Origin of the sequence: Catalinimonas alkaloidigena (genome assembly GCF_900100765.1) — a bacterium.
Classification (GTDB): Bacteria; Bacteroidota; Bacteroidia; order Cytophagales; family Flexibacteraceae; genus Mooreia; species Mooreia alkaloidigena.
Window position 1 is genome coordinate 78,552 of record NZ_FNFO01000004.1, and the last position, 13,024, is coordinate 91,575.

The 13,024-nt window shown below is 57.2% G+C and carries 9 protein-coding genes; 4 read left to right on the forward strand and 5 right to left on the reverse strand.

What is annotated here, in order from left to right; genetic code table 11:
- Positions 1 to 480: 480 nt before the first annotated feature.
- Entirely contained in the window at positions 481 to 1,038 is a 558-nt protein-coding gene (locus BLR44_RS11260) for a hypothetical protein (RefSeq protein WP_089681837.1), read from the reverse strand.
- Between the two features lie 537 nt (positions 1,039 to 1,575).
- On the opposite strand from BLR44_RS11260, the gene BLR44_RS11265 reads away from it, so the two are divergent.
- Genes BLR44_RS11265 through BLR44_RS11280 form a run of 4 tightly spaced genes read left to right on the forward strand, consistent with a single transcriptional unit; the run spans position 1,576 to position 3,420 of the window.
- Entirely contained in the window at positions 1,576 to 1,899 is a 324-nt protein-coding gene (locus BLR44_RS11265; protein ID WP_089681839.1) for an ArsR/SmtB family transcription factor, read from the forward strand.
- A gap of 2 nt (positions 1,900 to 1,901) precedes the next feature.
- Positions 1,902 to 2,375, forward strand: a complete 474-nt coding sequence (locus BLR44_RS11270) for an SRPBCC domain-containing protein (protein ID WP_089681842.1) — start codon at positions 1,902 to 1,904, stop codon at positions 2,373 to 2,375.
- A gap of 26 nt (positions 2,376 to 2,401) precedes the next feature.
- The gene (locus BLR44_RS11275) at positions 2,402 to 2,800 is read left to right on the forward strand and encodes a DoxX family protein (protein WP_089681844.1); all 399 of its coding nucleotides are present in this window, start codon (positions 2,402 to 2,404) and stop codon (positions 2,798 to 2,800) included.
- Positions 2,797 to 3,420 (forward strand): YdeI/OmpD-associated family protein, encoded by a 624-nt coding sequence (locus tag BLR44_RS11280; RefSeq protein ID WP_089681846.1) that lies wholly within the window; start codon positions 2,797 to 2,799, stop codon positions 3,418 to 3,420. The genes BLR44_RS11275 and BLR44_RS11280 overlap by 4 nt, the downstream gene beginning before the upstream one ends.
- Positions 3,421 to 3,471: 51 nt before the next feature.
- Here BLR44_RS11280 and BLR44_RS11285 read toward each other — a convergent pair whose 3' ends face one another.
- The 4 genes from BLR44_RS11285 to BLR44_RS11300 all read right to left on the reverse strand — a co-directional run bounded on the left by BLR44_RS11285 (position 3,472) and on the right by BLR44_RS11300 (position 12,761).
- A complete protein-coding gene (locus tag BLR44_RS11285; RefSeq protein WP_176955998.1) occupies positions 3,472 to 4,584 on the reverse strand; it encodes a GAF domain-containing protein in 1,113 nt (370 codons plus the stop codon).
- Between the two features lie 316 nt (positions 4,585 to 4,900).
- Entirely contained in the window at positions 4,901 to 7,159 is a 2,259-nt protein-coding gene (locus tag BLR44_RS11290) for a hypothetical protein (RefSeq protein WP_089681849.1), read from the reverse strand.
- A gap of 319 nt (positions 7,160 to 7,478) precedes the next feature.
- Entirely contained in the window at positions 7,479 to 8,435 is a 957-nt protein-coding gene (locus BLR44_RS11295; protein ID WP_089681851.1) for a hypothetical protein, read from the reverse strand.
- Positions 8,436 to 8,609: 174 nt separating this feature from the next.
- Positions 8,610 to 12,761: a hybrid sensor histidine kinase/response regulator transcription factor gene (locus tag BLR44_RS11300; RefSeq protein ID WP_089681853.1), complete on the reverse strand. Its 4,152-nt coding sequence runs from the start codon at positions 12,759 to 12,761 to the stop codon at positions 8,610 to 8,612.
- Positions 12,762 to 13,024: the final 263 nt, after the last annotated feature.

Consider the following 13,024-nt stretch of genomic DNA (forward strand, 5'->3'; position numbering starts at 1 on the left):
ACGGTTCCCCCAAGCCCATCAGCCTGTGTTCAAAAGTACGGCAAGCCCGGGGATTTGCAAACGCCCGCCCCCACGAAGCGCAGGAACGCACCAGCGCGGTTTTCAACGACAGAACTGCCTACCGTTCCCCTATGTCCCCAGGTGACGCTTCGGACTTTAGAGACTCTGCCTTGCTCCAGCACTTTTTGCCAGGGAGGGATGGGGTAGAGTGAAAAAAATGACCCACAGTAGGCCATCGCTGCGTGGGTAGTAGGTCGAACCAAGTTGGTATTGGCGAAGCGCTACGGTCGTACCTGTCGCCAGACACAATCCTACCTATGACGAAGTGACGCAATTGGGCACAGCGGCGTTCAAGCTTAAGGCTGTAGCCAACAACTCTTTTGGACCTACTATCAAATTGATACTACCGTTCACAGCGGAAAGGGCACAAAAAAACCTGTCTGCTGAAGCAAACAGGTTTACATGCTTTTTTAGTTAAGGTTATTTAGCGGTTGCCTCAAATGTACACTTGGCGGTAAAAGTAACCGTATAATCCATAGGTTTGTCTACAGTTCCATCAAAGACAATATGTAGTACCGGATTGCCTGAATTACTGGGATCTTCCATAAAGTTTGTATGAATATAATCTTTCAACGCCTTATCTTGGACTACGACAAACTGATCTAATTGCTCTTGCAGTGTTCCAGCGGAAGGCTTGAAAGAAAGTCGATAGTGCACGTCATTATAGATCGTAATTTCTGTATTGGTAGGGGTTGCACTCTCACCCGAAAGATTATCCATTACCTCGAACGTAATTTTCTCTATTGTGGCATCTTTGATGTTCTCTTTGTTTGCCTTATACTCTTCGGAGGCCAGGTCGATAATTTCTTCCACAGAGAACGTCCCGGCATCTTCCGATGAAACTCTGATAGTTTTTACAATCTCAGTAGGTACTTTAATGGTTAGATCGTCCGTCAGATCCTCACAGGAGAAAGCCGTTAGACTGAACGTTCCGATAAATACCAAAGCGTAGCCAGCTAGTTTCGTAAAATTATTCATAATGTTTCTTTGAAATGTTCGGTAAGATATTTCTATCATTATTTTTGTGCAAAATATTATTTCTATAGCCATGTGCCATTTCCGTAATGCAGCATGACTTAGGAGCTATTGCAGGGGTGGTTTTTAGCAAAAACAACATGAAAGTGCGCAATCGAAAGGCCTCACAGTTAACTTGTCTGTACCTATCTTCAACCCCTTTGTAGCGGTAGAGCGTTAGGCAACGAAACTTTTACCTTTCCACCTGCCCTTGTACCATCTTAGCCTTTTGTCGTTGAGATCCTTACGCTAGCAAAGCCCCCCGCACAGCGTAAAACCTTTTGTCGCTTTACACACTATGCGGATCAGTATTCTTTCTGTTACTTCTGACAACGGTCTCGTGTAAATAGCCTATTAGCGCAGGCCGAAGCATGGTTTCACACGCAACTGGTGCCCCATTCCCCACCGCCAACCACCTTTCCGGAAAATCCAGTGGGATTTCCTTCCAACCATTGCGTAGCCAAATAACTACGCATATATTTGTAGTCAAATAACTACACAATGCGCCTGAGACGAGACGTTTTCCAAGCTATCGCCGACCCGACCCGCCGTGCCATCCTGCTACTGGTCGCTTCGCAATCCATGACGGCGGGCACCATCGCCACTCACTTCGACACGGCCCGCCCCACCGTGTCGAAGCACCTGCAAATCCTCACCGAGTGCGAGCTACTGGCCCAGGAACCAAGTGGCCGGGAGATGTACTACCACCTCAACCCACTGAAGATGAAGGAGATCGCAGATTTCCTCGAACCCTTCCGGCAATTGTGGGACGACCGGTTCAACAAACTGGAATCGCTGATGAAATCTTACCCCTCCCAACCCTAGCCATGGAACGAAAAACCCACCTCACGGCCGAAGAAGGCAAGCAGGAACTTGAAATCACCCGCGTGTTTGCGTTGCCGGTCGACCTGTTGTTCAAGGCGTATGCCGAGCCCGACCTGGTCGAGCAATGGATGAGCACGAAGGTGCTGAAACTGGATAACAAGCCCCACGGCGGCTGGCGGTTCGAAACCACCGATGCGCAGGGGAATGTAGTGTTTCAGGCGCACGGCGTCGTCCATACGTTTGTCCCGAACCAGCAAATCGTCCGCACGTTCGAAATGTCGAATGCCGGTTTTCCCCCGCAACTCGAATTTCTGGAGTTTGAGCGCCTCACCGACGACAGCAGCCAACTCCGTATGCACATCGTGTTCAGATCCGTCGCCGACCGCGATCAACTGCTGCGCCTTCCCTTTGCGTACGGCCTCAACATGGCCCACGATCGGCTGCAGGAAGTCGTGAGCAACTCATTGAGCTACTGACCTTTACCCTCATCCCTCCTAGTCACATGGCGAAGCGAAATCAGATCATCTATTGGATTGCCACGCTCTGGCTGGCCCTGGGAATGGGGTCGACCGGCGCGGTTCAGATCCTCCACCAGCCGGCAGAAGTTGAAAACATCACGCAGTTGGGCTATCCCCCCTATTTCCTGACCTTGCTCGGCTTCTGGAAAATTCTGGGCGTCGTGGCGGTGCTGCTGCCGAAGTTTCCTCTACTCAAAGAGTGGGCCTACGCGGGCTTTTTCTTCGCGATGTCAGGGGCGACGTTTTCCAGAATTGCGGCGGGCGATTCGTTCGCGGCCCTGGCGCCTTCGCTGTTGCTGCTGGTGCTGACCGTGGTTTCGTGGTACTTCCGGCCCGCGAACCGGAAGGTTGCGTCGGTCCATCTTCAACCCCGACAGGCATGAATCCGAAAGTCGATCACTACCTTGCCGAAGGCTGCGGGCGGTGTCCCCTTGGCGGCACGCCCGACTGCAAAATCCACGCTTGGTCGGCGGCGTTAGCGCAGTTGCGCGCCCTCCTGCTCGACTGCGGGCTGACCGAAACGCTGAAGTGGGGCGTGCCGTGCTACACGTTTCAGAGTCGGAATCTGGTGATGATCCATGCGTTTAAGGACTACTTTGCGCTTAACTTTTTTCAGGGAGCGCTGTTGCACGATCCGGAAGGTCTGCTCGTCCAGCAAACCGAAAACGTACAGGCCGGGCGCCAGATCCGGTTCACGCACGCGCGGGAAGTCACGGCCCGGGAAGCCACCCTCCGCGCCTATGTTTACGAAGCCATCGAGGTGGAACGAGCGGGCCTGAAAGTCGTAATGAAAAAGACGTCGGAGTTTGCCGTGCCGGCCGAGTTTCAACAGCAGCTGGATCAGGATCCGGCGTTACAAGCCGCCTTCGAACGCCTGACGCCCGGGCGGCAACGCGGCTACCTGCTCCACTTCGCTCAACCGAAACAAGCGAAAACCCGGGCCGCACGGGTCGAAAAATACCGTTCGCACATTCTCCGGGGAAAGGGGCTGCACGACCGATAGTCACCCTACTGCAAGAGTCAATCGTCAGGTCACCGTCCAGGGCGGCGGGCCTTACACTTCGGTCAGGCCCTGGTTTTTCAGGTTGATCTGGTAATACGCCTCGTGTAGTTTCCGCAACCGGCTGTCCATCTCTTCCGACACCCGTTTGATGTAGCCGGCGTACTCGCGCAGGTTGTGCTCATCCAACGCACACTGGTTGATGACGTCCATCAGTCCCAACATGGTGGCCACTGGTCCGCGCATTTTGTGCGAGATGTCGAACAGGATCTGTTCCAGCGTTTTAATGTATTCTTTCCGTTCCGTAATGTCCTGAAACGTGCCGTACCAAACGACCGTCCCGTCGGGTTTCCGCTCCGGGTTGGCGTTGGCCCAGTGCCAGAGCGTTTGTCCGTCGGTGGTGATCACCCGGTATTCCATGTTCCAGCGGGTCAGGTTTCGGAACGACTCCTGGATGCTCTCCTGCACCGGCACGATGTCGTCGGGGTGCATGGAAGCAAACGCCACGCCGGGGTTGGCTTTCAGTTCGTCGAGGTCCAGGTGCGGGTGCAGCGCCGCCATGCCCTTGCTGATGAACGGAAACGCCATGGAACCGTCCGGCCGCATTTCGAACTGGTAAATGGCTCCCGGTGCGCAGTCGGTCAGTTTGCGGAGGCGGGCCGCGTTTGACTCGATTTTGTTGGCCTGTTCGATCAACAATCGCCGGGTTTCCAGGTGGTCCATCGCTTTTTTGGCCAGAAGCATGAGGGCCTTTTTCTGATCGCCGGTAATCTTGCGTGGTTTTGTATCGATCACACACAAAGTTCCGAGCACATTTCCGTTCGGCGTTTCCAACGGCGCACCCGCGTAAAAGCGGATGTAAGGCGCGCCCTGCACAAACGGATTGGCTTTGAAACGTTCGTCGTTGAGCGGGTCGTCGATGACCAAGACCTCTTTCGCCTGGTGCAGGGCATGTTGGCAAAACGACACCGACCGGGGTGTTTCGGAAACGTCGATGCCTCTCCGGGCTTTGAACCACTGCCGGGTATCGTCCAGAAAGGAAATCAAGGAAATGGGCGTACCACAAACCGCAGACGCAATCTCCGCCAGTTCGTCCAACTCTTTCTCAGGAGAGGTATCCAGTATTTTGTAAGCCAGCAGCTCTTCCAATCGGACTTGTTCTCGCATAAACATAACCCTTGATGTATGGTCTCTAAACGGGGTGCGCAGTGTTGATGGCCTGTGCGAACCGGGAGAGACGGAGCGATGCCCACATCATGGCTCGGTCTGTTGGTTGCGGCGTCACCCTTTCGTAACTCCTCTTAGGCAAGTTATTATTTTCCGCTCGTTAATCTAAACCAAACAACCTTTTGTTTGCACAAAAATACAATTACACCGCATAATCACAACGGTTTACCCTTCTCTTGATCCCACAAGACCGGTTGCAGATTTCAGAAAGCCCTTAGCTCCTTCGGCGCAAAGATGGCTCAGCATTCGGGTTAGGTTACGCTCCGTACAGCCACGTTTTTTCGGCACCGCCCTGGCGATAGGTAATTTGCACGGTGCGCTGCAACAGCGCGTAGAACGGCAGGGTTTCAGCGCGTTCGAGCAGATAGAAACCCAGCGTTCGGACGTACAGCGCCTGTTCCCAAAACTCCTCCATCTTCTCGAAACTGCGCCGCAACACACTCTCGTAAGGGCGACGTTGCGCGATGCCCGTCTGCAATTCCTGCAAGCCCAGGTTGAACTGTTCCCAGTCGCGGAACACCTGCGGATGGAGGCGCGCAATGCCTCCGAACAAGTACGGCTCTCCGGCGGCGTTGCGGTTGCGGGCGTACTCGCCTTCGCGCTGCGCTAACGCCTGGAAACCCGCTTTTTGCAGCGTGTCGGCGGCGATGCGGGCCAGATGCTGCGGCGAGGTTTGCGGATGCTCCGCGTAGTATTTCCAAAGGTTGGCATACAGACGCTCCCGTTCGGCCACGGTGGTGCGGCCGGGGTAGTCGTGCCAGTACGGGAGCGCTGCGCCGAGCGCCCGGTACCAAGCGTCCGGTTGGGGTTGGGTCAGCTCCGGCAGCAAGCGTTCGAACTGTTCGGGCTCGATTTTGAGCTGACAACTAAACCGTACCTCTTCGGCCCCGGCCAGCGTCGTTTGCAACGTCTGAACCAGGCCCTCCGTGGCACTTGGGGCCATGGCCCGCCACAGCGTCGCCAGGTCGATCCATTCCGACAGGGTCTCTTCAGAGAGTGGTTTGCGCACAGTGCGGTGTTCTTCTTCCCACGACAAAAACAGGCCGTACCGGAAATCGGACGCGCGCGGGGAGTCGACAAACGCGTCCATCGCCGCGTTGAAATCGACGCCGTAGCGCGTCGTTTCGCCCCGTTTCCAGCCGCCGCTGCCCGCCTCGTACACCCGCACACCCAGCACGCTCACTTTTTTCTGGTCCCGTTCGTTCAGTTGCTCTATCGCCCGAAATTGCTTCTGGTCTTTGCCGCTCACCGTCCACGGTCCCAGCCCCAGCGAAAAACCCCACGCCTGTTTGATCTCCAGGGTATTTTGTTTCAGAAAGGTATGCACCTGAAACGGATCGCGGCTGTGCAGCAAGGCATCGGCCTGGAAATTGCGCAACGCAGCAAAATGCTTGTCGAGCGTCGGGCGGGGCATGCTCAGGTCCAGCACCAGCTCGTTGGTGCGTACCCGGCTGTATTCGTACGAAAAACCGGCCTGTGCGCGGGCAATGGCAGCTTTGGTCAGAATCCCCTTCAGTTGGGCGTGGGTCTCCTGCCAGCGATGCTGCAACTGTTGCAGGTTCTCGTTCCAACCTTCGGGAAAAAGACGGTCGGCAGCCTGTTGTACCAGCTTCCGGTCTACGTCGCCGAGCTTCTGCACGCCGTCGACGCCTACCACCTGCTCGAGTTTCTGCCGGCCTAGTCCCGTCAGTTGCGTCATCAGTTCGTTCACCAGGCCCGTCAACACGTCGAGCGTACTCAGCGCCACCTGCACACCGGCCTGCACCGTGCCCCCCACACTCCGGGAGCGCGCCTTCTGGTACGATACGCGGTAGGTCGTGGCACGGTCGCGCACCACCACCAGCCGAAACTGGTCCGCCAGACTCAGGCTAAAACTGGCCGAAAGGTTACTGCCCAGCACCACGCCCGTCACCTTTTGCAGCGCCAGCGTCCGCTGAATGAGCGGAAACGCCCCCGCCAGCAGGTCGACCCACTGGACCGTGGCCTGCACCGCCAGCGAATTCTGCACCTGCAACGCGATGGCTTCCTGCGGCTGGAACCGATTCTCGGGCGGCAGGCTGAACACCAGCGGCAACTGCGCCAGATCCTGCGCAATGACTTCACTAACGCGCTCGTGTGGAGCATGGACGCGGTAGGTGCTGAACACCACCGCCTGGTTGCCCGTCAGTTGCAGGCCCAGCCGTTTGTACACGCTGCCCAGCGACAGATCCGCCCCGACTTGCAGTCTGTATTTGCACCAGACGCGCCCGCCCTGAAAGCGAAGCACGGCCTGTGGCCCTTCCGCCCCGGCTCCGACCAGCACGCCGTCTTCGTCCACATCGTCGTCCGAGTTGAAGACCCTGATTTCGAAGTTGCCGCCGATGCCCAGCGCAAAAGTGGTATTCTCTTCCTGCAATTGAATGGGCGGGGCGTACCGCCCGTCGAGGACGTTCAAGTGTACATCCTGATCACCCAGTTTTTGCCCGGCCAGCGTCGCCAGCAGTTCGGAGAGGTTGGGAATGGAAAGTTGACTCATAGACTGACAAAACGTGAAAGAGAATGCTCTATGTTACAAAAAGCTTTCTTGACCCCATTCCATGTGCAGCTCCGTCATGGGAAGATATTTCTATCGAAAGTCGCGCCTGATCGGGCGTTCTCTTGAGGCAGTAGGATGCCAAGGATGAAACCGTAGTCCGTTATCGTTGCGCAGAAAGCGATCCGCCGCCGTGTGCGCAATCTTTTGACTTCTGCAACAGCCCTTCCAGACCAAGCACCATCCGCTTTTCGGTTCGAGATGACAGGAAGCTACTGAATGGATACCGGCTCCTACACCTAGGGCCTTTGCTTGCCCCGCTCTAGCGTTTGGGGCGGGAAGCGGGCGACGCGGGCGTGGCGACGTCGGGAGGGCGTTTTTCGGCGGGGGGCGTTCCGGAGCCGCGCAGCGTCATGATGCGTTTCAGAAGGTCGAACCAGAAGGGTGCACCCAGCGAAATGGCCAGGGCCGTTACCATCCAGCCCAGCAGTTGCAACAGGATTTTATCGATTTTGCCCTTCTGCCAAAACGCCCAACGCTCGGCGGTCCAGCCCATACCGAGCATGTTGCGGACGGGTTCTACCTGCTCGTGCAGCAGTTCCTGGGCTTTCTGGTAAACCAGCAGGTTAGTGCTGTCCACTGCGGCTTTGCGCAACGTGGGGGGCGGGTCCTGCCGGAACGTTTCAGCCATGATCATGATCTGCCGCAACGCCTCCGGATCGGACGAAAGCGTACGGGTCATTTGCAACGTATCGGCGTTGAACACCAAGGCAATGCCCATCCCGATGCTGAACAGGATCACCTGCACCTTGCGTTTGTACCAACCCGAAGTGCGATCCATCATCTCGTCGAACCAGATTTCGAGCGACGCCCGGAACGCGTCGTAATCGCCCTGCACCTCCTCATAGAAAGACAGGAGCAACTGTTTTGTTTCGCCGTCGGGCAGGTTCTGCAAGGCCTTACGCAGGTCTTTGCCGGGTTCGCGTTCCTGCAACAGATGCAGGAGCGCACGCGAAAAGTTGTTTTTTGTGATGTACTCGGGTTTGCCCCGGTCGCCTCGGTCGGCAAACCGCTTGATGAGGGGAAGGCGATAGAAGGCGGCACTCAGCTCCGAAAAGCCGGGATCGTCCAGCATCACCGAAATGGCCCGGTGCAGGGTTTTCCCACGCAAACTCAGGGCGTTGGTGATAATTTCGTTAAGGTTGGTCGCCAGCAGGCTCAGCAACAGGTAGATAAAAATGAGTCCGGTGACAACTTCCAGCGTGTGGAGACTGAACATGCATGACGGGTTAAGCGCGAAGTAAGTACGCAATTAACCCGCTGATTGTCAACCGATCCGCGATAGGAATGTACGCCAGGTCGGTTTCTGCCTTCCCCAGGCCGAACGTGCGCATACCGAAAACGCCGGGGCGGCGCGTGGGCCTGACACACGACTGGCTCCGTCGGCCGCGGGCTATCCTACCACACTTTTGGAATCGGACTGGCTGGCGTATTCGGACGGCGTAACGTCGAAGAGTTCTTTAAAGCATTTGGAGAAGTAGGACAGGTTGTTGAACCCTACTTCGTAGGCGATTTCGGAGACGGTGCCGCTTTGCGCGCCGAGCAACGTGGCGGCCCGCTTCAGCCGCAGCGTACGGATAAACTCGTTCGGCGACTGGTTGGTAAGCGCTTTTAGTTTGCGGTAGAGCTGCATCTTGCTCAGCGCCATTTCCTGCTCGAAGGTGTCGACCGCAAAGTCCGGATTACCCATGTGTTTTTCGACCACCCCAATGGCGTTTTGCAGGAAACGCTCGTCCGACGAAGTCACGGCAATCTCCGAAGGCTCCAGTTTCACTTCCCGCTTCACCACCTCCTTACCGAACCGTTCGCGCAGCTTCCGGCGGCTCTCGACCAGATTGCGCACGCGCACGCGCAGTTCCTGCGGATGGAAGGGCTTGGTGATGTAGTCGTCGGCACCGGTTTCCAGGCCATCGAGGCGGCTTTCGACCGAGGCACGGGCGGTCAGCAGCACCACCGGAATGTGGCTGGTTCGCTCGTCGGTTTTCAAACGGCGACACAGCTCAATGCCGTCCATCCGGGGCATCATCAGATCGGAAATGATCAGGTCGGGCACCAGTTGAATGGCTTTGTTGAGCCCTTCCTGTCCGTGCACTGCCTCCTCCACGCGGTAGAGCGTGTCGAAGCTTTCGCGAATGTAGCGCCGCACCTCCGTGTTGTCTTCCACAATCAGGAGCAGAGGCACTTGCTCGTCGTCGGTGGTCAGCGGTGTCGGGAAGGCGTCTTCCGTCTCAAACACGATGCTCGGTTTCCGGGGCGGCGCCACCATCGACTCTTCGGCGGGCAGGAGTCGCTCCTGCAGTTGCAACGGCAGCCGCACCGTGAAGCGCGAGCCCTTGCCCAGTTCACTATCGGCCGAAATCACGCCCCCGTGCAGGGCCACCAGTTCGCGGGTGAGGGCTAACCCGATGCCGGTGCCCTCCTGTTCGCGGGTGTGCGAGCCGTCCACCTGGTAAAAACGGTCGAAAATCTTCTCGACGCGGTCGGCCGGAATGCCGATCCCCGTATCGGCCACCACGATTTCGACCATTTCCCGATCGTTGAGGGTTTGCCCTACGGTACGCACGCGGATTTCGACCCGTCCGCCTTCGGGCGTGAATTTAAATGCGTTGGAAACGAGGTTCGACACGATTTTCTCCACCTTGTCGCGGTCGAAGTAGGCGTACAGTTGCTCGCGGGTCGACTCGAACAAAAGCTCCACGCGCTTCCCTTCGGCCAGGGACGAGAACGAATAGACGATCGATTTCAGGAATCCGAGCAAATCGCCTTCGGTCGGTTCGAGTTTGACGTTGCCGGCTTCCAGCTTGGAAATGTCGAGGAGTTGGTTGATCAATTGCAGCAGCCGCTGGGCGTTGCGGTGCATCATCTGCACTTCGTTCCGGTCGGCATGGTCGGGAGTCATCTGCGCCAGCTTCTTTTGCAACGGCCCCAGAATGAGCGTCAGCGGCGTGCGGAACTCGTGCGAGATGTTGGTGAAGAAGCGGGTCTTCATGTGGTCGACCTCCATCAGTTTTTCCGATTCGAGGCGTTTCAGGCGCAGCTCGTTCCGCAGGCGCTCCCGCCGCACCACGTACTGCCGCCACTGCCAGAGCACCAGCACCGCCACCACCACGTAAAGTGCGTAGGCCCACCACGTTTGCCAGAAGGGCGGCGTCACGACGACGTGCAGCGAGGCGGTATGCTGACTCCAGACGCCGTCGCTGTTCGTGCCCCGCACGCGGAAAGTATACTCGCCGGGCTCCAGGTTGGTGTAGGTCGCCAAGCGTTGGCTGGCATCGGTGTAGTTCCACTTGTCGTCGAAACCCTCCAGCATGTACGCGTAGTAATTTTTATGCGGAGCCGTAAAATCGAGCGCGGCAAAGCCGAACGACAGCACGTAGTCCTGGTACGAAAGCACCAGTTCCGGCGTCAGATACAGCGGCTGCGTCAGCAAGGGCTTGCCGCGCTCAGTTCGTCCTTCGCCGATGGCCACCGACTCGTTAAAAAGTTTGAATTCGTTGATCAGCACGGGGGCCTGAAAAGGACTGTCCTGAATCTGCTCGGGCATAAACATGTTGAAGCCATTGTGCCCCCCGAACATCATCATGCCGTTTTGCAATTTGCAATGGCTTGCCATAAAGGCCGTACCCTGCAAGCCGTCGGTGACGTCGAACTGCTTGAAGGCTTCGGTATTGGGGTGATACTTCACAATGCCCCGGTTCGTGCTGAGCCAGAGGTTGCCGTTCCGGTCTTCCAAAATGCCCATCACGCTGTTGAGCGCCGCCCCAGCCCCCGGGGGCAGCACCCGGTGGAAAGTGCCCGTTTCTCCGTCGAACCAGCTCAGGCCACTGCCGTCGGTACCTATCCAAATGCGCTGGCGGCTGTCTTCAAACACCACGTTGGGGCTGTTGCTGCCCAGACTTTCGGGGCTGCGCGAGTTGTACATAAAGCGGGTGAGCCGAAGTTCGCCCGCCTCGTCGAACTGTACGCGGTTCAGGCCGCCCTCCGACGTGCACACCCATCCGGTGCCGCTCCGGTCCACAAAAATGGATTTGATCTGATCGTGCGATAGCGATTTGGGATTCTCCGGATCGTAGTACAGGTGCCGGGTGGTCTGCTGCACGGAGTCGTACACGTACAGGCCGTTGCCCCACGTCCCGATCCAGAACTTGCCGTCCGGCCCCAGGGTTAGCGAAGAGAACGGCGCTTCGTTGATCGATACCAGCGTGTCGCCGTCGGGCAGCGCTTCCAAGTGCTGAAAAATGCCGGTGTGCTTGTCGAGCAGTTCCAGGCCGCTGCTGGTGGCTACCCACAGCTTCCCCGTGGCGTCTTCGCGAATGCCCCACACGCGGTTGTCGGCCAGGCTCTCCTGGCGGCTGTCCTGATGATGATAGCGCGTAAATTTCTGCGTTTTCGGATCGAAACTGCACAGTCCCTCCCCCCAGGTACCGATCCAGACCAGCCCATCGCTTCCCTCGTACATCACGTTGATGTTGCCTTCGGGAACGGTGTTTTTGTCCAGCGGATTGTTCTGGTATAACAAAAAGCGCTGCCCCCGCGGGTCGAACTTGCTGAGGCCGTTGTCGTGACCCGCCCAGATGATGCCCGAGCGGTCTTCCAGCAGACTGGTAATCCAGCTTCCCTGCAAGGATTTCGGGTCCAGGTAATCCGACTGGTAGCGCAGAAAATGTCCGTCGTTCCACAACGAAATGCCGCCGTTGTAGGTCCCCACCCAAACGTTTTGCTGCCGGTCAATTTGCAGAGACAACACGGCATTGTCGCCCAGCGAATGCGGGTCCTGCGGATCGTGCCGGTAAATGTCGTACTGGTGCGAACGGGGGTCGTAGCGGTGCAGGCCATTGCCCTGGGTACCGATCCACAGCACGCCCGCCCGGTCGAAGCGCATCACTTTGACGTACTGCCGCCGGGCAGTTTGCTGGCCCGTTAGCGTGACAAACGAAGCGAACGATTCTTCCCGGCGGTCGAACCGGTAGATGCCGCTGCCCCACGTCCCGACCCAGAGATACCCTTCGTCGTCTTCCACAATGGTGTTGATGGCATTGCTAACGGGGCCTTCGTCGGTCGGAATCCGAAAGGTGGTAAACTGGTCGCGCTGCGCGTCGTAGCGGCTGAGGCCGTTGTTGGTTCCCACCCAAACGACGCCCTGCGAGTCGGTGAACAGGCACCAGAGGTTGTTATCCCCCAGAGAATGTGGATCGTTGTGATCGGCCAAGTAGGCCCGGAAATTTTCGTGCAGCCGGTCGTAGCGGTTCAGTCCCCAGTTGGTTGCCACCCAGAGTCGCCCGGCCGAGTCGGTCGCCAGGGCTTTGACCCAGTTGTTCGACAGAGAAGTGGAGTCGCCGGGTAAAAAATCGAAGAGGTCGAAGGCGTAGCCGTCGAAGCGGTGCAGGCCGTTTTGGGTGCCCACCCACAGGAACCCTTCGTCCGTTTGGGCCAGGCAGTAAACCGAAGTGCTGGACAGCCCCTGTTCGACCGACAGATGCGTAAAGGTAACGGCGGTAGGTTGCGCCTGGCTGCTCGCGATCTTCCCGCCCCACAGCACAAACATCAGCCATAGGAACGGTAAGCACTTTCCCGTAAAAGTACGTGACTTACACAAGCGCAAAGGAATCTAGGTGACGAAACGGAGGTTCCCTAACCAAGTCTAAAGATACGAACTACGCCTCCCCCTTTGAAAAGATCAATTCAAATTTAGTCGAGCATATATCCTTTCTCGCCTAAAAAAATCAAACTTTTCGACAGACCTACCGTTTTAGGCCGGTGATGCACGCGGTAAGGGTGCCTGAAGGTACCGTTCCCTTCGCAGGTACG

Bases quoted from the DNA above. Each gene is read 5' to 3' on its own strand.
- BLR44_RS11260 (WP_089681837.1), bottom strand. From the start codon at position 1,038: ATGAATAATTTTACGAAACTAGCTGGCTACGCTTTGGTATTTATCGGA.
- BLR44_RS11265 (WP_089681839.1), top strand. From the start codon at position 1,576: ATGCGCCTGAGACGAGACGTTTTCCAAGCTATCGCCGACCCGACCCGC.
- BLR44_RS11270 (WP_089681842.1), top strand. From the start codon at position 1,902: ATGGAACGAAAAACCCACCTCACGGCCGAAGAAGGCAAGCAGGAACTT.
- BLR44_RS11275 (WP_089681844.1), top strand. From the start codon at position 2,402: ATGGCGAAGCGAAATCAGATCATCTATTGGATTGCCACGCTCTGGCTG.
- BLR44_RS11280 (WP_089681846.1), top strand. From the start codon at position 2,797: ATGAATCCGAAAGTCGATCACTACCTTGCCGAAGGCTGCGGGCGGTGT.
- BLR44_RS11285 (WP_176955998.1), bottom strand. From the start codon at position 4,584: ATGCGAGAACAAGTCCGATTGGAAGAGCTGCTGGCTTACAAAATACTG.
- BLR44_RS11290 (WP_089681849.1), bottom strand. From the start codon at position 7,159: ATGAGTCAACTTTCCATTCCCAACCTCTCCGAACTGCTGGCGACGCTG.
- BLR44_RS11295 (WP_089681851.1), bottom strand. From the start codon at position 8,435: ATGTTCAGTCTCCACACGCTGGAAGTTGTCACCGGACTCATTTTTATC.
- BLR44_RS11300 (WP_089681853.1), bottom strand. From the start codon at position 12,761: ATGTTTGTGCTGTGGGGCGGGAAGATCGCGAGCAGCCAGGCGCAACCT.